18 protein-coding genes, 2 pseudogenes and 1 other annotated feature are annotated in these 17,358 nt (G+C 64.6%); of the genes and pseudogenes, 8 read left to right on the top strand and 12 right to left on the bottom strand.

All coding sequences use genetic code 11. The features are described 5' to 3' along the window. Nucleotides 1-23: 23 nt before the first annotated feature. The 8 genes and pseudogenes from KXD97_RS00605 to KXD97_RS00575 form a co-directional block, all read right to left on the bottom strand. Nucleotides 24-1,289, bottom strand: coding sequence for a site-specific integrase (locus tag KXD97_RS00605; RefSeq protein ID WP_260754991.1), 1,266 nt, complete (start codon nt 1,287-1,289; stop codon nt 24-26). A gap of 72 nt (nt 1,290-1,361) precedes the next feature. Next, nucleotides 1,362-1,565 (bottom strand): annotated as a pseudogene (locus KXD97_RS33235) (integrase core domain-containing protein); the annotation flags it as partial. Nucleotides 1,566-1,620: 55 nt separating this feature from the next. Beyond that, nucleotides 1,621-1,920 (bottom strand): hypothetical protein, encoded by a 300-nt coding sequence (locus KXD97_RS00600; protein ID WP_260754051.1) that lies wholly within the window; start codon nt 1,918-1,920, stop codon nt 1,621-1,623. Beyond that, nucleotides 1,917-3,113, bottom strand: a complete 1,197-nt coding sequence (locus tag KXD97_RS00595; RefSeq protein ID WP_260754990.1) for a site-specific integrase — start codon at nt 3,111-3,113, stop codon at nt 1,917-1,919. The genes KXD97_RS00600 and KXD97_RS00595 overlap by 4 nt, the downstream gene beginning before the upstream one ends. After that, on the bottom strand, nt 3,068-3,832 hold the full coding sequence (locus KXD97_RS00590) for a hypothetical protein (protein ID WP_260754989.1): 765 nt from the start codon (nt 3,830-3,832) through the stop codon (nt 3,068-3,070). Before KXD97_RS00590 ends, KXD97_RS00595 begins: the two co-directional genes overlap by 46 nt. Continuing rightward, nucleotides 3,798-4,277: a tyrosine-type recombinase/integrase gene (locus KXD97_RS00585; protein WP_260754781.1), complete on the bottom strand. Its 480-nt coding sequence runs from the start codon at nt 4,275-4,277 to the stop codon at nt 3,798-3,800. Before KXD97_RS00585 ends, KXD97_RS00590 begins: the two co-directional genes overlap by 35 nt. Nucleotides 4,278-4,296: 19 nt before the next feature. Continuing rightward, nucleotides 4,297-4,881 (bottom strand): site-specific integrase, encoded by a 585-nt coding sequence (locus tag KXD97_RS00580; RefSeq protein ID WP_260754988.1) that lies wholly within the window; start codon nt 4,879-4,881, stop codon nt 4,297-4,299. Between the two features lie 101 nt (nt 4,882-4,982). Beyond that, nucleotides 4,983-6,025 (bottom strand): annotated as a pseudogene (locus KXD97_RS00575) (IS3 family transposase); the annotation flags it as partial. Continuing rightward, nucleotides 5,622-5,756: a sequence feature (AL1L pseudoknot), on the bottom strand. It overlaps the preceding pseudogene by 135 nt. Before the next feature lie 181 nt (nt 6,026-6,206). On the opposite strand from KXD97_RS00575, the gene KXD97_RS00570 reads away from it, so the two are divergent. Further along, nucleotides 6,207-6,902 carry a DUF305 domain-containing protein gene (locus KXD97_RS00570; RefSeq protein ID WP_114733526.1) on the top strand — a complete coding sequence of 232 codons (696 nt, stop codon included), beginning with the start codon at nt 6,207-6,209 and terminating at the stop codon, nt 6,900-6,902. Between the two features lie 13 nt (nt 6,903-6,915). On the opposite strand, the gene KXD97_RS00565 is transcribed toward KXD97_RS00570, so the two are convergent. Then, nucleotides 6,916-8,103 carry a cell wall metabolism sensor histidine kinase WalK gene (locus tag KXD97_RS00565; protein WP_011856862.1) on the bottom strand — a complete coding sequence of 396 codons (1,188 nt, stop codon included), beginning with the start codon at nt 8,101-8,103 and terminating at the stop codon, nt 6,916-6,918. Further along, entirely contained in the window at nt 8,100-8,846 is a 747-nt protein-coding gene (locus KXD97_RS00560; RefSeq protein WP_011856861.1) for a response regulator transcription factor, read from the bottom strand. Before KXD97_RS00560 ends, KXD97_RS00565 begins: the two co-directional genes overlap by 4 nt. A gap of 137 nt (nt 8,847-8,983) precedes the next feature. Between KXD97_RS00560 and KXD97_RS00555 the strand changes: the two genes are divergently transcribed. After that, complete coding sequence (locus KXD97_RS00555) at nt 8,984-9,238, top strand: hypothetical protein (RefSeq protein ID WP_234830035.1); 255 nt, start codon at nt 8,984-8,986, stop codon at nt 9,236-9,238. Here the strand turns inward: KXD97_RS00555 and ripA are convergent. Further along, nucleotides 9,216-10,619 carry an NlpC/P60 family peptidoglycan endopeptidase RipA gene (gene ripA, locus KXD97_RS00550; protein WP_396884636.1) on the bottom strand — a complete coding sequence of 468 codons (1,404 nt, stop codon included), beginning with the start codon at nt 10,617-10,619 and terminating at the stop codon, nt 9,216-9,218. The genes KXD97_RS00555 and ripA overlap by 23 nt on opposite strands. A gap of 338 nt (nt 10,620-10,957) precedes the next feature. On the opposite strand from ripA, the gene KXD97_RS00545 reads away from it, so the two are divergent. The 6 genes from KXD97_RS00545 (at nt 10,958) to KXD97_RS00520 (ending at nt 16,327) form a co-directional block, all read left to right on the top strand. Next, nucleotides 10,958-11,320 carry a BlaI/MecI/CopY family transcriptional regulator gene (locus KXD97_RS00545; protein WP_024444607.1) on the top strand — a complete coding sequence of 121 codons (363 nt, stop codon included), beginning with the start codon at nt 10,958-10,960 and terminating at the stop codon, nt 11,318-11,320. Then, nucleotides 11,320-12,240, top strand: a complete 921-nt coding sequence (locus KXD97_RS00540; protein WP_011856857.1) for a M56 family metallopeptidase — start codon at nt 11,320-11,322, stop codon at nt 12,238-12,240. The genes KXD97_RS00545 and KXD97_RS00540 overlap by 1 nt, the downstream gene beginning before the upstream one ends. A 333-nt stretch (nt 12,241-12,573) precedes the next feature. After that, on the top strand, nt 12,574-12,990 hold the full coding sequence (locus tag KXD97_RS00535) for a hypothetical protein (RefSeq protein ID WP_059090333.1): 417 nt from the start codon (nt 12,574-12,576) through the stop codon (nt 12,988-12,990). A 102-nt stretch (nt 12,991-13,092) separates the two neighbouring features. Next, on the top strand, nt 13,093-14,211 hold the full coding sequence (locus tag KXD97_RS00530; RefSeq protein ID WP_059090334.1) for a PLP-dependent cysteine synthase family protein: 1,119 nt from the start codon (nt 13,093-13,095) through the stop codon (nt 14,209-14,211). Next, the gene (locus tag KXD97_RS00525) at nt 14,208-15,470 is read left to right on the top strand and encodes an MFS transporter (RefSeq protein WP_059090335.1); all 1,263 of its coding nucleotides are present in this window, start codon (nt 14,208-14,210) and stop codon (nt 15,468-15,470) included. Before KXD97_RS00530 ends, KXD97_RS00525 begins: the two co-directional genes overlap by 4 nt. 242 nt (nt 15,471-15,712) lie before the next feature. Then, a complete protein-coding gene (locus KXD97_RS00520) occupies nt 15,713-16,327 on the top strand; it encodes a response regulator transcription factor (RefSeq protein ID WP_059090350.1) in 615 nt (204 codons plus the stop codon). Nucleotides 16,328-16,389: 62 nt separating this feature from the next. Here the strand turns inward: KXD97_RS00520 and ripB are convergent, their stop codons facing one another. Further along, the gene (ripB, locus tag KXD97_RS00515; RefSeq protein ID WP_046361656.1) at nt 16,390-17,136 is read right to left on the bottom strand and encodes an NlpC/P60 family peptidoglycan endopeptidase RipB; all 747 of its coding nucleotides are present in this window, start codon (nt 17,134-17,136) and stop codon (nt 16,390-16,392) included. Nucleotides 17,137-17,358 lie beyond the last annotated feature (222 nt).

Here is a 17,358-nt window from a genome sequence, read left to right as displayed (position 1 = left end):
CGGCTGCGTCGCAGGGCGACCCGTCACGTTGGGGCCGTCAGCACACGCGGTTCGCCGCCACCGACTGTTGCGACGAGACGCTCGAGTGATTGCCGATCGTCGGCATCCATCAGCGCGATGAGCTCCTCGACCTGCAGCACCTGAAACGGCTCGAGGTAGACGCTCCGTGTCACCTCGGCACTGCGATGGCCGAGAAGTGTCGCCAAAAGGAACCACACATCACCGAGCTGATTACGGAAGTCGCGCTGCTCCTGCTTGGTCAACATATCGGTACGGCGCCAAGCGACGAACGTGGCGATGCAATACCACCGCAGCGCAAAAGAATGCCTCAGCATGTGGGGACGGCACCACAACGGCGTTTCCCCTGATGGTGCAAGCGCTTTCGCGACCCTAGAATTCGCGCGGTCGAATGTCTTGTACCAGGAATGTTTGGGGCGAGGTGTTCCGTCGTGATTCAGCCACAGCCACATCGGCTCCAGGCCACCACGTCCCCTGCGAAACAACGTCATTCGTGTCGACGGCCCGAGTGCATCCAGCCGAACCGTACGACGCGATCCCGTCGCATCAATGACCTCCAGCTGTCCATCACGGCGAGCCTGTTCAACGATCCACCGGTCGGCTACCTGCTCATAGCGACCAGCACGTTGCGCACGGGCGATAGCAGCAGTACGACTACCTTCCTGGAGATAGAAGTAGACTTGTTGGGCGACGCGGCGCCGCATCCAGAACGCTCGCCCGCTGCCACCCTTCGCGCAATGAGACGCGACGCGCGAACGAATGAGCCCCTCAAAGCCCGGCTCGGGCACCTCAATGGTCAGCATGCTGGCCCACTCGCCGATTCGTAAACCCGTCCCGAACAACCCCTCCACGAACGCGACGTCGCGATCCTCAGTAGCTCCCCGCCAATCCTGGCGCGGCACGCCCTCCCTTTCGAAACCGCGCAACCCCAGGTTTCGCCACAACCGGAATGCTTGCGGGGTAAGCCATTTCACGTCGGCTCTACGCATTCCCGACGGCGTGCTCTCCAACACGGCTTGGTTCCCGCCCATCCACGACGTGGCAATCGCACGGGCCCGGACGGGGTTGTCAATTCCGTGCTGCTCGGCCGCCCACGAGTAGAAACCGCGGATCGCCGCGCGATCGACACAGAAACTATTTGAACTCACGTGCTGAGGATTCTCCTCAGCCGACAAACGCCATTCCTTGAACGCAGCCAGTTCCGATCGCGACGCCTGATCCCAGCGAACGCCCATCGCGTGCAGAAAATCGAGCCACACCTTCAGCGACAAGGCGTAACGACGCAATGTCCCCGTTGCTCGTCCCCGCACCAGCGTGGGGTTCCCCAGAAAAAGTGGACGCGGTTAGCTTGCTTCCAGGGTGACACTCATGGTGCGTTCGTAGCTAATTGGTGAGCGCTGACCGATCGCCGAGTGCCTACGTTGATGATTGTAGAATCGCATCCAATTGTCAACTGCTGCAATCAATTCGACTTTCGTCGCGAAAGTGTGCCGGTAGTAGAACTCATGCTTGAACGTCGACCACAGCGATTCGGCACCGGCGTTATCCCAGCATTGACCGGCTAATGCGGGCTCAGGGAGCTGTGTTGGCGTGCGGAGTGGTTCATTGTCGGGGTGGTGTGGTGAGTTTGCGGAGTTGTTCGTCGTGGCGTTTGACGCGTGCGGCGAGTGCTTCGACGGCGGTGCGTAGGTGGGCGACGTCGGTGGCCAGGCCGGTGAGGGTGCGGGCGTCGGTTTGTCGGGTGCGGTGTTCGTCGACGATGGCGCGGAGCTGGCGGTCGCGGTAGAGGGTGGCGCGGCTGATCTGGGCGTGCTCGGCGACGGCGGTGAAGGTGATGGGCTGGCCGGCGGTGGCGAGGTTGGCGCAGACCCGTTCGACGCGCAGCAGGGCGGGTTCGTTCATGCGGATGCCGCTGCGGTGATGAGCGCGTCGAGTCGGGAGACGAGCTTGCGGTGGCGGTCGGCTTCGTTGATCCATCCCCGTTTTTCTGCGTCTACGGCCAGATCGTGGGCGTCGATGCGTTGGGCGGCAAGGACAGCGAGGTGGGTGGCGTCGGTGTGGAAGCTGGGACAGTGTTCGCAGATGTTGGCATACGGGCAGGACCCTTGCGCGGGTGCGCGTAGGCAGTATCCGCCGGCCAGGCGGGATTTGATGGCCGGGGTGTCTTTCCAGCCGGTGCCGGTGATATCGGTCAGCGGCAACCCGACTGCGGTGGTGGTGGGCAGCGCTCCGATATGACTTTTGGCCAGGTCCAAGGCGCGTTCGTATTCGGTGCGTACGGTGTGGTCGAAGAGGTGGGCATATCGCAGACTCATCTGGGAGGAGACGTGGCCCAGCAGTGCCATGAGGGCCTGCAGCGATACTCCAGCGTTGATCAGTGCAGTGGCATAGGTGTGTCGCAGTTGATGCGGTGTGATGTGTCCTAGGCCAGCAGCTTGGGCTGCCCGGTTCAGTTCTTCGCGTATTGCGTTCTGGGACAGTCTTTTCCCGTGGTGAGTGAACAGGAAGTCGGCGGGGGCGCCGGTGCGGGGATGGATCATCGGTCGCCCGCAGGAGCGGGTTGTGGTGATGCGGTCCACGAGGGTGAGGACCTCGTCGTCGACGGGGATCATGCGTTCGGAGTTGAGCTTGCCGAGGGGAACTTTGAGCCACGATCCCTGGCCCGGGATCTCGTGGATGCAGTCGAGTTCGAGGTCGAGCAGTTCACCGATGCGCAGTCCGCAGGCCCGCTGCACCAGCAGGGCGTCAGCGGCGAGTCGGTAAGGTGATTTCGCCAGGGCGGCAGTGAGTGTGCGGTCTGCATCGACCGGTAGATATCGGGGCAGACAGCGGGGTGGCCGCGGCATGTCGGTGCGGAAGATCAGGCGCCGCGGTGGGGCGTCGTCCCATCCCCATTCGGTGATTTCGGCCAGGAAGTTGCCCACCGCGTGGATGCGTCGGATCCGGTCGGCGATGGTGATCGGCTCACCGGTGACGCTGTTGGTGGCGGTGGTCAGCGAGGTGATGAACGGCTCGATGTGCCGGCGGCGGTCCAGTTGGTTCAGCGAGGTCAGGCTGGGGTCGGTGGCGGCGAGGTAGCGGCCGAAATGTGCCAATCGGGTGGCCAGGAGCTGACCGTTTTGGGCACGCAGGTGGCGTATTTGCGGTTCAGATAGGCCACGAACTCCGGCCGCAGCGCCGCCGGGACGTCGGCCATGCGCTCCTCGAGGGTCAACGGGGCGACCGCCGGAGGTGCTTGGTCGTCGAGGATGCCGAGGTGGAACAGGATCTGGCGGGCACTGTGGGTGGTGCTGCGATAGTGCCTGGCACCGCGGCCGGTGCGTTCCTGTCGGCTATCGCAAGCGTGCAGCAACTCTTGCAGATCATGTTCCCGCAGATCGGCCAGGGGGCGGGCGGTCTGGATCAGCAGGCGGGCGATGATCTGCGAGCCGATCGCCGAAGCGACCCGCTGACTGAAACCCAATTCGGCTGCTGCGCGCAGGAACTGATCGAGGTCGGGTTGCAGGCAGCTGTCGGTCAGCTCGTGCCAGAGGCTGCAGAGTTTGCGGTGCACGAGGTAGTCGTAACCCGGTTGCAGCCGTCGGCTGACCATCAGGAACGTGATAAACGGCCGCGTCGAACAGTTCGCCGCCAACTGCTGCTGCAGTGGGATGTCGGCCCAGGTCTGGACTCGGGGCCAGCGCCGTAGAAACGATCGGGCGGCTTGGGCATAAGCGGTGTTGCCGCGGTCCCGGCGTTGTAGGTGAACCAGGTAGGCAGCGTAGATCTGCGCCGGTGTTTCAGGGGCGGGAACGTAATCGTGTTCGGGCAGCATCGTATTCCGCCTTGACGTGGATGGGTGCCAGATGGATGTAGCGGGCTGTGGTGTCGATGTGGGAGTGCCCGAGCAGAGCTTGCATCACCGCCAGATCCACCCCGGCCTCGGCCATCGCGGTGCCGAAGGTATGTCGTAACGCATGCGGGTGACCCGCGAGCACCCCGGTCTTGGCTCGGTGATACCGGAAGATTGTGCGTAAACCGGCCGCGGTCAAGGGTTGGCCCCGATGCGGGCCTTTCGCGACCAGGAATAGGAGGTTGCTGTCCGATTCGGGTCTTTCAACGAGCAGATAGGTTTGGATCAGCCCGGCGACCTCCACATCGAGAGGCACGCGGCGCTCCTTGGCGCCTTTGCCCATCACCTTCACCCAGCGGGCACCGATATCGACATCGGTCACGTTGAGGGTCAGCAGTTCTCCAGATCGAAGCCCGGACAACAACATCAGCCCAGCCAGTGCCCGGTCACGCCACGTCCGCAGGCTCGATAACAGCTGAGCGGTCTCGATGACGATTCAAGGCCCGCGGCAGCCGACGCGGTTCGCGCAGCCGCAGCGCCGATCGGCGTTTGGGCCGGACCAAATGTCCAAGCAAGCCGGTGCGTTCCTCAGCGCTGACCCGACGGGCTTCGCGGCCACTAGGGATCGGGCTCCGCAGCCTGGGGTCACGCAGTTCGCGGAACTGGTACAGGCCGGTCAATGCGGCAAGGCGGTGGTTGATGGTCATCGACGAGTAGTGGTCGTAGGCCGCGCCGGTCATCGACACCACATTGGCGGGGCGCCCCGCGATCGGAGTCTGCCGGCAGTGCCGCATGAAGTCCAGCACCGTCTCGGTGGTCACCGCACTCAATGTGACATCGACGTCGTCGAGCCAACGGCAGAATGCCAGCAGGTCATAGCCGTAGGCCCGCAGCGTGCGGGGAGAATAATTCCGGTCGGCCAAATACCCCAGGTACTCGTTGACCAACGCGTACTTCTCACAGCCCGGACCGGACAACACCCAGGCGACATCGGTGCCTGGGTGCAGACGCAGCTGATGCTGAATCGCCATAAGACAAGTGCAACCCCGCCGCCTACCGCCAGTCAAGCATTTTCCTTGCTGGCGTGTCGTTTACGTGCCTGCATTCTCCCGGATTAGCCGGTCAACAGGCAGTCGGCTACCGACCCGATCGAGGGCAGGATGCCCTCCTGGGCAAGGTGGTCGGTGAAGGTGATGGAGGTGTATTGCGACCCGGCATCGGCGTGACCGATGAGCTCTCCGCGGACGACGGGGTGGCCCTCACGGTTGCGCGCCCACAAGGCCATGCGGAGCGGCACGTCGACCAGCTCGACGGCCTTGGTGGGTGCCACGTTCCACGCGATGATCTTCTGGGCGAACACGTCGAGGATGAACGCGACGTAGACGAATCCCACCCAGGTGCGGACGTAGGTGAAGTCCATGACCCAGGTGCGGTTGGGCGCTTCGGCGGTGAAGTCCCGATCAAGGAGATCGCCGGCGCGCGTGCCGTCCTTGGCCGCGATAGTGGTCCGAATCCCCTTTGAGCGTCGGACACCCTGCAGGCCAAGCAATCTCATCGCCCGGTCCACACTGCCCGGCGACGCGGCCGGAGTGGTGCGCTTCACCAGCGCTGTCATCTTCCGACGGCCGTAAAGACCTTCTGGGGTCATCCGCCGCACTCCTGCGTGATCGACCTTCCAGACCAGGTCGCGGACCTGATCGGCGACCATGGCGTCGGTGATCGTCCGGTCAGCGACAGGCCGGTTGGCTCGTGCCCAGTCACGGTAGGTCCGCGCGGCGATCTGAGGGCCCTGCTCACGCAGGACTCGGCAGATCGACTCGACCGCGTGGCCCTGGGCCCGCAGCTCGTCGATGAACGCGACGATCATCGGTTGCGGGGGTCGAGTTCCCCCGCGAAGAAAATTGAGGCCCGCCGCAGGATCTCGTTGTCCTCCTCGAGCCGACGGACCTTGGCCTTGAGTTCCTTGATCTCAGCGAGCTCCTCGCTCGTAGCGCCGTGGCGCTGACCCCCGTCGATCTGGGCCTGCACGACCCAGCGGCGCACCGATTCCTTCCCCACGCCCTCACGCCGCGCGACGGCCTCACACGCGGCAGTCACCGACGGGTACTGCGGCAAGGTATCCAGCACCTGCCGCACGCAGCGCTCCCTGACGTTCGGGTCGATCTTCTTCGGCATGGCTTGCATCCTTCCAACTCAGAAAGATGCGGCATCAAACCTGGGGCGCTTCAGTCTTCATCAAATCTTCATCGGATCACGAACCGACCCATACTCGGCATGCTGAGGCTGGGGTGCGGCGGCGCAAGGGCTTGCCGTGTGGACGCATGGTGTCACGAAGATGTTCGAGGAAGGATGTGCGATGCAGCACAAGCGTTTTGGATTCGGGCTTGCGGCGCTTGCGGCGTCGGCCCTGTATATCAGCGGCTGTTCGAATGCAACGAACGAGTCTCAGTCATCGTCGTCGAGCACCACCTCGGCAGCAGCGTCGGCGTCGGCTTCGCCCAGTGCTGCGAGCAGTGACGCTGCCCATAACGATGCTGATGTGACGTTCGCTCAGGGCATGATCCCTCATCATCAGCAGGCGATCGAGATGAGCGACATGCTGCTCGGCAAGCAGGGAGTTGATCCTGAAGTAGTGTCACTCGCCAACGAGATCAAGAACGCTCAGGGTCCTGAGATCGAACAGATGCAGGGCTGGCTGCAGGACTGGGGAGTGTCCTCGTCGACAACGGCCCCCAGCACCGCCGCAATGCCCGGTCATGACATGCCTGGCCATCAAATGCCCAGCGGAGACATGGGTGATATGCCGGGTATGAGCGGCGGCGGTATGGGCATGATGTCGGAAGCCGATATGGCTGCACTGCAGAACGCGCAGGGCGCTGAGGCTAGCCGACTCTTTTTGACGCAGATGATCGAGCATCACAAGGGCGCGATCATGATGGCGCAGCAGGAAGTTGACAACGGCCAGTTCCCGGCGGCAGTCGAGATGGCGCGCAACATCGTGTCTTCTCAGCAAGCAGAGATCGACACGATGCAGGGAATGTTGGACAAGTAGCGCGGAGAGGGCACTAGTCAGGGACGCGTTGAGCAGCCGTCGCAGGGTGGTGTTCGCTGCGTATCGGGGTGATGGGCAGGGCGATGGTGAATGTTGCGCCGGCGCCGGGTCCAGCACTGGCTACCGAGATCGATCCGCCGTGCGCTTCGATGAGCGCTTTGGCGATGGCGAGCCCGATACCGGCGCCGCCATGCTCGCGGTCGCGGGCGGTGTCTGCCCGGTAGAACCGTTCGAACACTCGGGTGACGTGCTCAGCGGCTATCCCTTCTCCGGTGTCAGCGACAGCGATTTTTACCTGGTCGCCGTCACGAAGACAGTGAAGGTGTACCGACCCGCCGGGCGGTGTGTGCCGTAGCGCATTCTCCAGCAGGTTTCCCAACACTTGAGACAGTCGTTGTTCGTCGGCCCAAAGCGGCGGTAGCGGTTGCGGGAGGTGTACGTGCAGTCCGACCCCCTTGGCGTCATAGCGTTCTTGTGCTGCTGCGACGCACTGGCGGGTTAGGCGGTCCACGTCGAGGGAGGCGTATGACATAGACACCGCACTTTCCTCGGCCTTCGCCAGCGCGGCGACGTCATCGGAGAATCGCACCAGCCGACGGGTCTGGTCGCGCAGCATGGCTGCTGTCTGGGGTGTCAAGGAGCGCACGCCGTCTTCGAGTGCCTCGATGTAGGCCTCGAGTACTGCCACGGGTGTGCGGATCTCGTGCGCGAGGTCTCCGAACAGTTGCTGGCGTGTCGAATCGACGGCTTGAAGCCGGGAGGCCATTTGGTTGAATGCGGTTGCGAGGGCGTCGAAGTCATCGCCGAGGCGCGGCGGTGACACGCGGATGTCGTAGTTCCCTTCAGCGACATCGGTGGCCGCGGCGGCGACTTCGGTGATGGACCGTTGGAGGCGTCGACTGACGTAGAAGCTGACCGCGAGGGCGGCCAGTGCTGACACCGCTAAAGCGCCTCCGATGGAGATCACCGTTGCGTAGCCGTAGGCCTCTTCGGCGTGGACTTCTTCCAGGGAGTCCATCGGGACACCGGCACGGTGGAGGTGTTCGCGGAACAGCGGTGGGCCGACCACGGCAGCGACCACCGCGGTCGTCGCCGCTCCGGCCGCCAGCACGATGGCTTGGGCCGCCAGGAGTCGCAGGCCGATACCGGGACGGCCCGGCCGTCGACGCCGGCGAGGGGTCGACGTAGGTGGGGGAGTCACTGTCCGGTTCCCATCCGGTATCCGACACCTCGAACCGTGGCGATGTAGCGGGGGCGTGCGGCGTCGTCGCCGAGTTTGCGTCGTAAGTGTCCGATGTGGACGTCGACGAGGTGTTCGTTGCCGACCCAGGGTTCGTCGCGGATTATTTCGAGAAGTTGTCGGCGGCTCAGCACGATTCCTGGCCGCGCGGACAGGGCTTCGAGAATGTCGAATTCGGTGCGGGTCAACAGGATCAGTTCGTCGTCGATATGTACCTCACGGGCGGCGACGTCGATGCTCAGTGCGCCGAAGCGGCGCGGCGGGGCTGTCTCTCGTTCGGCGGGTGCGGCGGCTGTTTGCAGGATGCGGGGTCGCCGCAGCATGGCGCGGATGCGCGCGACCAGCTCGCGGGGACTGAAGGGTTTGGTGATGTAGTCGTCGGCGCCGACGGTGAGGCCGAGCACGGTATCCAGTTCGGTGTCACGGGCGGTGAGCATGACGACGTAGGCGTCGGAGAAGGTCCGCAATTGCCGGCAGACCTCGAGTCCGTCGATGCCGGGTAGGCCGAGGTCAAGGATGACGACATCGGGATCCAGGTCGCGTGCGACGGCGATTGCGTCGACACCGTTGCCGGCGACGACGGCTTCGAACTGCTCGCGTTCGAGATAGCTGGCCACCACTTCGGCCAGGGGGAGTTCGTCGTCGACGACCAGCGCGCGGTATCCCTTCGCGCTCTCAGGCGCGCCCAGGTGGTGGTGCTGCATGTCCCATATGGTGCCTGCTGGTGCGCCCGTAACCAGGTATGGCTGACCGGGCGGCTCGATCTTCAGCAGATCTTCACACGACTCATACCGTTTTCCTCCTGCGGTGGGGTGAGGCTCACTGCGGAGGAGGGCCTGACATGCGTTGGCTGATGGACGTGTGCCCGAACAGTCTCGGGTGGCAAGCGTGGCTGATCCTGTGTGCCGTGGTCGTGGCGCTGTGGGCGGCTGCGATCGCCGGCGCGACGGCGCTATTTAACGCCTCTCGCTGGCCGCGTCGTTCGGGGCGGCCTGACGTGCCCGAGGAGGCCGATTCGCAGCGGCCGCACCGCGGCGCACTGACCGGTCCACCTGCGCGGCATCGCGGCGACGTCAATATTCGATCAAGCGGGTGACGTAGGGCGTCATGCCGGAGGTGCGCACGGGCGAGATCTTGACGACCGACCCGGTGTAGGGGGCTTCGATCATCATGCCGTCGCCCAGATACATCGCTTCGTGCTGGCTGGCGTTGGGGCCGTAAAAGATGAGGTCACCGCGTCGCATCTGTGACGAGGGGATCTTGCGGCCTGCGTTGTATTGCGACCCGGAGTAGTGGTCGAGTTTGATGCCGACGCCGGCGAAGGCATACAGCATCAGGCCCGAACAGTCGAAACCCACGGTGTTGGCGCCCTGGTCGATGCCTCGTGACGGGCCGTTGGCGTTGCCGCCGCCCCAGGAGTAAGGCACGCCCAGTTGTGACATGGCGCGGCGAATCACGAACTCTGAGGCCTGGCGGCCGTAGAGGCGGGGGATGCGTCCGTTGGTGATGCCGGGATCTGCGGCGGCGGTGACTGGAGACAGAATGCCGAGTTTGGTGAGGAACTTGCGGCCCATGTCGGCCGTCAGCTGCGCCGAGGTCGCCATGATCTTGAGGACGGCATTGATGATGGCCACCGGGTCGCCGACCACGTTAGCGCTGGGCACCATCGGCAGCGTGGTGTCCCACAGGCCCCCCTTGGTGGCGCCCCCCGGCGACGTGGTGCCGCGGTCCCAGGGAGCGCCGGATACCGGAACAGTGCCGGGTTGCGCCGCACTGGGCGCGGCGGCTGTCGCCGCCACCGGTCGGGCAGCTTCCAGTCGAGCTTGAGCGGAGTCGCGTTCGGTAGCGAGCCGTTCGACCTCGCGTCGCTGTGCGGTAAACGTCTGCTGGGCGTCCCGGAGTGCGGCTACCGCGTCGTCTTGCCGGCGTTGGGCGTCTGCGGCGGCGCTCTCGGCGCGCGCCCGCGCTGCCGTCGCAGCAGAAAGCTTGTTGGCCTGATCGGTCTGCCGACGCAAGAGGTCGTCGTGGACCCGCTGGAAGCTGATGGTGAGGGTCTGCTGGGTCGAGGCCCCGGCCAGGATCTCCTCGGGACTTTGCGCCAGCGGCAACGCACCCGACGGCCCGTTCATATAGGTCGACGCGGCGAAGCGGTCAAAACGCTGTTGTGCGGCCTCGATCGCGTGTTGACTGGCGGTAAGGGCTTGGTCGCTGGCAACAACGTCGCGTCGGGCCTGCGCGAGGGTGTCGCGAGCGGCCGCGATTTCGACCAGGGCACGGTTGACGCCCTCTTGCTTGATCTGGATGTCGCTACCGACGTCGGCCATCCGCTGGTTCGCTTCGGCGACCGCCGCAACCAATGAGGGAACGTCGTCGCGGTCGGGGCTGCCGTCATGCCCGGCAACAGCGGTGCCCGGGGCGCTGATCACCAGTGCCGGCATTAATGCGAAGAGACTCAGAAAAGAAGTGAGGCGCCGCATCGAATCTCCTCAGCTGGGGTGAGCGTTGTCGAGCCGCGCACCTAAGCCGAAAGGCACCCGCGGCACTCCTACTACCGAGCTAAGTACGTAGCACAATAGTACGTAGACGGAACGTACATCACTTTGGTATCAGGAGGAACGTCTGTCACAGTCTCAGGTCGGTTACAACTGTGCGCCACGGGCGCTAGGTTCACGCGCCGCGGCCGGTAGTGCAGATGCTGGCCCTATGCGGTCCAGGTGAGGCGTATCGCGGCTTTTCCCAGCTCGGCGGCTACATTGGGGACTGAAGAGCTCGGGGCGCGAGGAGGCCAGCTCGTCGCGGAGAGCGGGAGGCGCAAATGGAACAGCGAGGATTCGGCGACCTCGAAGCGGTGGTCATGGATTGCGTGTGGGATTACGCCGAGCCTGTCACGGTGCGTGAGGTTTTCGACGAGATCTCTCAACGGCGCCAGATCGCTTACACCACCGTGATGTCGACGATGGACAACCTGTACCGCAAGCGCTGGTTGCAACGTCAGCGCGATGGGAAAGCGTACGTGTATCAGGCGTCCATGAGCCGCGAGGAGCGTTCCGCGCGTTTGATGAAGGCCGCGTTCGACGCCGGCGGGGATACCGATGCGGTGCTGGCCTTCTTTGTTGAGCAGATGAACGCCGAGCAGTCCGCTCAATTGAAGGCGGCTCTGCGCAAGGGTCGTCGGTGATGACCGCCGCGCTGTGGCTGCTCCTCTACGGCAGCGCGCTGGCCTGGTGGGCGCCACCGGTCCTGAGGCGGATGACCCGTCACGGCATCAGCCCCCATATGGGAGTGGCCGCCTGGCTGGCCACCGTCGCCGCGACGCTGACGGCGTGGCTCGTCGCGCTGATCATGGTCATCGGCGCAACGACGGACAGTATTCGTACGGGCGCGGTCGTGACGCTGTGCCTGGAGCTGTTTGGCTTCTCCGAGCACACCCCCATGGCCGGACGAATCGGTTCTGTTGTTCTCATCGCGGTAGGAACCCTGACGTCAGGGTTCGTCGTAATGCGGATCGGTCGCTGCTTGTCGCGGCTGCGGGCGCGAAGTCACGAGCACGCGCGTGCCGCGCGGATCGTCGGCCGACCCACCGACCATCCCAATGTGGTGGTCGTGGAGGCCGACCGGCCTGCTGCCTACTGCGTGGTCGGACGCCCGAACGCCATCATCGTCACCTCCGCGGCGATGAAGTCGTTGAACCGATCACAGCTCAAAGCGGTTCTGGCGCATGAAAACGCGCACATCTCGGGGCGCCACCACCACATCCTCATGGCGCTCCGCGCTTTGGGGGGCACACTGCCGCGGCTTCCGCTTTTCGCGACGGCCCCTCATCGTGTGGGTGAACTGCTGGAGATGTGCGCTGACGACACCGCCGTGCGCCGCGTCGGCACGCATCCGCTGTTGGCTGGTTTATCTGCTCTGGCCGGAGAACACCCGCCTGCGCGGGAAGGCCTCGCCGCGGCGGGAACAGCGGTCATCGCGCGAGCGCAGCGCCTGCTCACCCCCACACGCCGGCACGTGCGATGGCGCCACCGCATCTGCCTGACAGCCGCGATCACCGCCATGCTCGCCACACCCGCTCTCATCCAGGTGCTCTGCCACCACTAGCGCCTCAACGCCGGCCGCACGCTGCGCAGGTGGAGCCAATGCGCGTAGGCCGCCAGCAAAGGAAACACCGCTTGGCGCGCGGGCCGATAGAGAGCAAATTATCTACGTAGTAAAACCGTAGATGATCTGCGGTACAAGCAGCGCTCCGATCTATTGCATCTCCTTCGCGGAACCTCCAAAAGGGCGTTTTCGCAAGGGCATCGGGCGAAGTCGATCGTGCGACGGAACGGCCGGTTGGCTCGGCGCGACGGCGGTCGCGCTCTGATCACAACCCGGCATCGGCTCAGGGGCCGAGCCTGAATTCGCCGATCCGCTGCTACAGTCGGCAACATCGTGAAGTACTTCGACGCGAACTCTGGGCAACGCCGCCGCGCCATCGTCGCGGCGTTGATCGCGTTCTGGACCGTCATCGTCGGAGCCGAGTGGGCACTGCCCGGCGTGAATGCGGCACCTACGCACGGACCGCACACCCTGGCCACCAGTGCGGTCGGCGCGCCGATGTCTGTCGAGCTCGACCACCCCCACGTCTCCCAACCCGACGCCGAGTGCACGCCCGACACATTGGCCGAAGCGATCCTGCCGCGGGGAACGGTTTCCCTGATCGCGCTCGCGTTGGGCCTCGTCGTGGTTGTGCTTCCGCTGCTGTGGTGCCAGGCGGCGAAGGCGCCTATCCGCGGTCCACCACGGAACGCCCGCGCCCTGCGCACCGGCCGCGACGTGCTCGCCCACCTGTGTATCGCGCGCCGCTGATCGGCTAGCGTCAGGCCCCGTCGTCTTCGACGGTGGCCGGTGACCGCTACCTGCCGTCAGTCGCCGCGCTTCGTCGCGGCCTCACAGAAGCGACATTCATCGATGAATCCTGCCCTGCCAATCCGCCATGCACGCACTTCCCACACCCGATCGGCACAGCCACAACGCGGCCGCAACGAGCGGCCGGCCACCATGGTTGGCCAGACCCCTGTCTTGAGAATCAGCGCACCGTTCACGTCAGAAGAGCGGGGCTTTTGGGCCAAACTCGAAGGCTTCAACCCGGGAGGGATGAAAGACCGACCCGCGCTACACATGGTCGAACGCGCCCGCTCCCGCGGGGCACTTGCCCCCGGCGCCCGCATAGTCGAATCCACCAGCGGGACACTGGGGTTGGGTCTCGCACTAGCCGGAACGGTCTACGGGCACCCCGTCACCTTGGTCACCGACCCCGGGATGGAGCCGATCATTCAGAATATGCTCGCCGCATTCGGCGCCGACATCGAATTGGTCACTGAACCGCACCCACAGGGAGGCTGGCAGCAGGCTCGCCGTGACCGCGTGCAGAAGATCTTGGCCACCGACCCGCGCGCGTGGCATCCCGATCAATACAGCAACCCCGATAACGTCGAGGCCTACCGCGGGCTCGCGTTGGAACTGAACGAACAACTCGGCGCCGTTGATGTCCTGGTGTGCTCGGTGGGCACCGGAGGCCACTCGGCCGGCGTCGCACGCGTCCTCCGAGAATTTAACCCGCAGCTGCGGCTGATCGGCGTCGACACGGTGGGCTCGACGATCTTCGGCCAGCCCGCGGCTTCTCGGCTCATGCGCGGCCTGGGATCGAGCATCTATCCCGGCAACGTCGACTACCAAGCGTTCAACGAAGTGCATTGGGTTGCCCCCGCGGAGTCGGTGTGGGCATGCCGCACCCTGGCGGCCACCCACTACGCCAGTGGCGGCTGGAGCGTCGGTGCGGTCGCCCTAGTTGCAGGCTGGGTCGCACGCAATAGCCCTGCCGGAGCCACTGTCGCAGCGATCTTCCCGGACGGTCCGCAGCGCTACTTCGACACCATCTACAACGACGACTACTGCCGCGCCCACGGCCTGCTCGACGCAGCGCTCCCACGGCATCCCGCCACCATTGAGGACCCGATGACCCAGACAGTCACGGCGTGGACGCGATGCACCACCGTTGTCGACCCCACCGAGAGGCAGTCACGATGACCCTGCTGTCAGCCTTCCGCAGCTTTGGTTGGCCCAGTCGGATGCTGATGATCAACCAATTCGGCATCAACCTGGGCTTTTACATGCTCATGCCTTACCTGGCCGGCTACCTCGCCGGCCCGTTGGGGCTGGCCGCGTGGGCCATCGGCCTGGTGCTGGGTGTACGTAACTTCTCCCAGCAAGGCATGTTTCTCATCGGCGGCACTCTGGCAGACCGGCTGGGCTACAAACCGCTCATCGTCTGCGGATGTGTCCTCCGGACAGCAGGATTCGGCTTGCTTGTCTTCGCTGAATCGCTACCGGCGGTTCTGATCGCCTCGGCAGCAACCGGCTTCGCCGGCGCCCTGTTCAATCCTGCGGTGCGCGCCTATCTGGCGGCCGACGCGGGCCCACGGCGCGTGGAAGCCTTCGCGGTGTTCAACGTGTTCTATCAGGCGGGCATTCTGGCCGGACCCCTTGTCGGGCTGGCCTTGATGTTCGTCGATTTCCGAATGACAGCTGCCGCCGCAGCGGTCGTGTTCGCTGCGCTGACCGTGGCCCAACTCTTAGCATTGCCCCACCGCGCCGCGGGGACACCTGACGAGAAGACATCGGTGCTGCAGGACTGGCGAACAGTCGCGGCCAACCGCTCCTTTCTGCTCTTCGCGGCGGCCATGATCGGGTCGTATGTCTTGTCATTCCAGGTCTATCTGGCATTGCCGCTTCAGGCGCGAGACCTGTTTCCGCGCAACGATTCCGTTGTCACCGCCATGATCTTCGTGGTCTCGGGTCTGGTTGCCGTCCTCGGCCAGATGCGGATCACACGATGGTTCGCCCACCGCTGGGGCGCCGGCCGCTCCCTGGTGATCGGCATGCTGATCCTCGCGGCGTCGTTTTTGCCGCTGATCGTGCTGCCTGATGACACCAGGGCAGGCAGAGTCGCCGCCGCGACCGCGTTACTCGTCGCCACGGCGGTGCTGGCGGTCGGGTCGGCGGCGGTCTTCCCGTTCGAGATGGACACCGTCGTCTCATTGGCCAACAACCGTCTCATCGGAACGCACTACGGCTTCTACAACACCATCGTCGGAGTCGGCATTCTTGTCGGCAATCTGGCCACCGGCTCGCTGATGCAGGCCGCCCGAGATCTCGGACAACCCTGGCTGCTGTGGGTTCTGCTGTCGGCAATCGGGCTGGCCTCCGCCGCGGCCTTGTTCCGGCTGGACCGACGGGGCCGACTTCAACCCGAACAGCTGACATCCTCCGCGCAACCTCCGCGCTGAACACCCAACGACGCGAACATGCTCGATACCCCATATCGTCATCTACGTAGTAACTACGTAGATGGCGATATGCTGGTTCCAGCATCCGCGCAGACGCCTTCACGCCGTGAATGGCCCACGCTGGCAAGGAGACTGCCACGACCATCGAGCCGCACCCCGCTTCGGGCAGCGTTGCCTCTCCGGCGGTAGCCGCTGGGCGCATTCGCGTTCTGCTGGTTGAGCCTCGGCGCATCTACGCCGACATGTTGGCCCGCACCCTACGCGCTGAAGAGTTCGCCGTCGACGTCGCACGCTCAGATGCTGCAGCGCTCACCGCGGTGCTCGGCGATGACCCCGATGTGGTGGTGGTGTGCGTGGGATCATCCGCGCACGGCGCCGTCGTCCTTGACCGTGTTCGCCAGGCCGCCCATTGCGGCGTCGTCGCGCTCGCCGACACAGATATGGCGCCACTAATATCGCGCGTCGGAGTGGCTCCCATCGGCTCCCGCGACATACTCAACACGCGAATACGGCAGACGCTCAGGCGTTCTCACCAGCGCAGCGAGGTCGGCGGCGCGCAGCGACGCCACGTCGACGATCTGGTGATCGACGTGGGGGTCCGGCGGGTCTATCAGCGCGGCAACGTCATATCGCTGACTCGAACGGAGTTCGCGATCCTTCGGGTGTTGTCCGATGATCCAGGGGAGCCCGTGACGTGCCGACGACTTCAGGAAGTCCTTTGGGGGGCGACGCAGCCCGGCGGGCGGTCGGCACTGGGCGTGCACATCGGCAATCTTCGACGCAAGCTCGGTGACGCCCCGTCTCGTCCGCGCTATGTCCGGACGGTCCGCGGCATCGGCTACTGTCTGGCCGGCTGAACCATTACCCGGTGCAGACAAGGCGTTTGGTGGGAGGAAGCTGTTGGCGGAGGCGTTCGGGGTCAGGTCTCGATAATCCGTATGACGTAGGGTGTCATCCCGGCGGTACGCACCGGTGAAATCTTGATGGGAACGCCGGTTTGTTGCGCCTCGATCATTTTTCCGCCGCCGAGGTAGATCGCTTCGTGTTGGCTTCCGCCGGGCCCCCAGAACAGGAGGTCGCCGCGTTTAGCTTGCGCGGGAGGTACCTTGCGGCCAGCGTTGTACTGGTCGCCGGACCATCGCGGCAACAGTACTCCGACGCCGGCGAAGGCGAATCGTGTCAGTCCTGAGCAGTCGAAACCGACGGTGCCTGCGCCTTGGTCGACACCGCGACTAGGGCCGGTGAGGCTGCCCCCTCCCCAGGAGTAGGGAACGCCGATCTGCGTTCCTGCCCTGCGGATAACGTATTCGATCGCCTGGGCACCGTAGAGACGGTTGCCGCGGACGCTCGTTTGGGGGCTTGCCGCGGGACTGACGAGTCCGAGACTGCTCAGGAAGCTACGCCCCAAGTCCATCGCAGTCTGGGTGGCAACGGCCGTCGCCTGCAAGGACGCGTTGGCGATGGCAACCGGATCGCCGGGCGCTCCCGCACTCGGGATCTTGGGCAGGAGTGGATCCCACGGACCGCCTGTCGGCTCGGCGGAGGCTGCTGGCGTGCACGCCAAAAGTACCGTCGCGACGACGGCAACGATCACCCCAGTCAGGCGAAAGCCGACCGCAGATACGCGGCCTTCCTCCGGGCGGACGCATCGGGCCATCGGTTCCATATGGCGTTCTTTCTTTCGGCTGTCGGAGCGCCGGTGATTGGTTTCGCCAAGAAAGGCGAAACAGAGCGTTCCGTACTGTGCAGCAACGATGTACGTAGCGAATACGTAGATCAGCCTAACTCACATATGCCTCATCAGTAACACCTGCAACATAATTACAATGCTGGAACTTCGGCAGCTGAAATTGCTAATGGTGTTTTGCGAATGGGTGCTTGAAAGTGT

It is taken from the genome of Mycobacterium sp. SMC-8 (assembly GCF_025263565.1).
Taxonomy (GTDB): Bacteria; Actinomycetota; Actinomycetes; order Mycobacteriales; family Mycobacteriaceae; genus Mycobacterium.
Note: the sequence above shows the minus strand (reverse complement) of the source record. Positions and strands in the feature narration are given on the sequence as shown.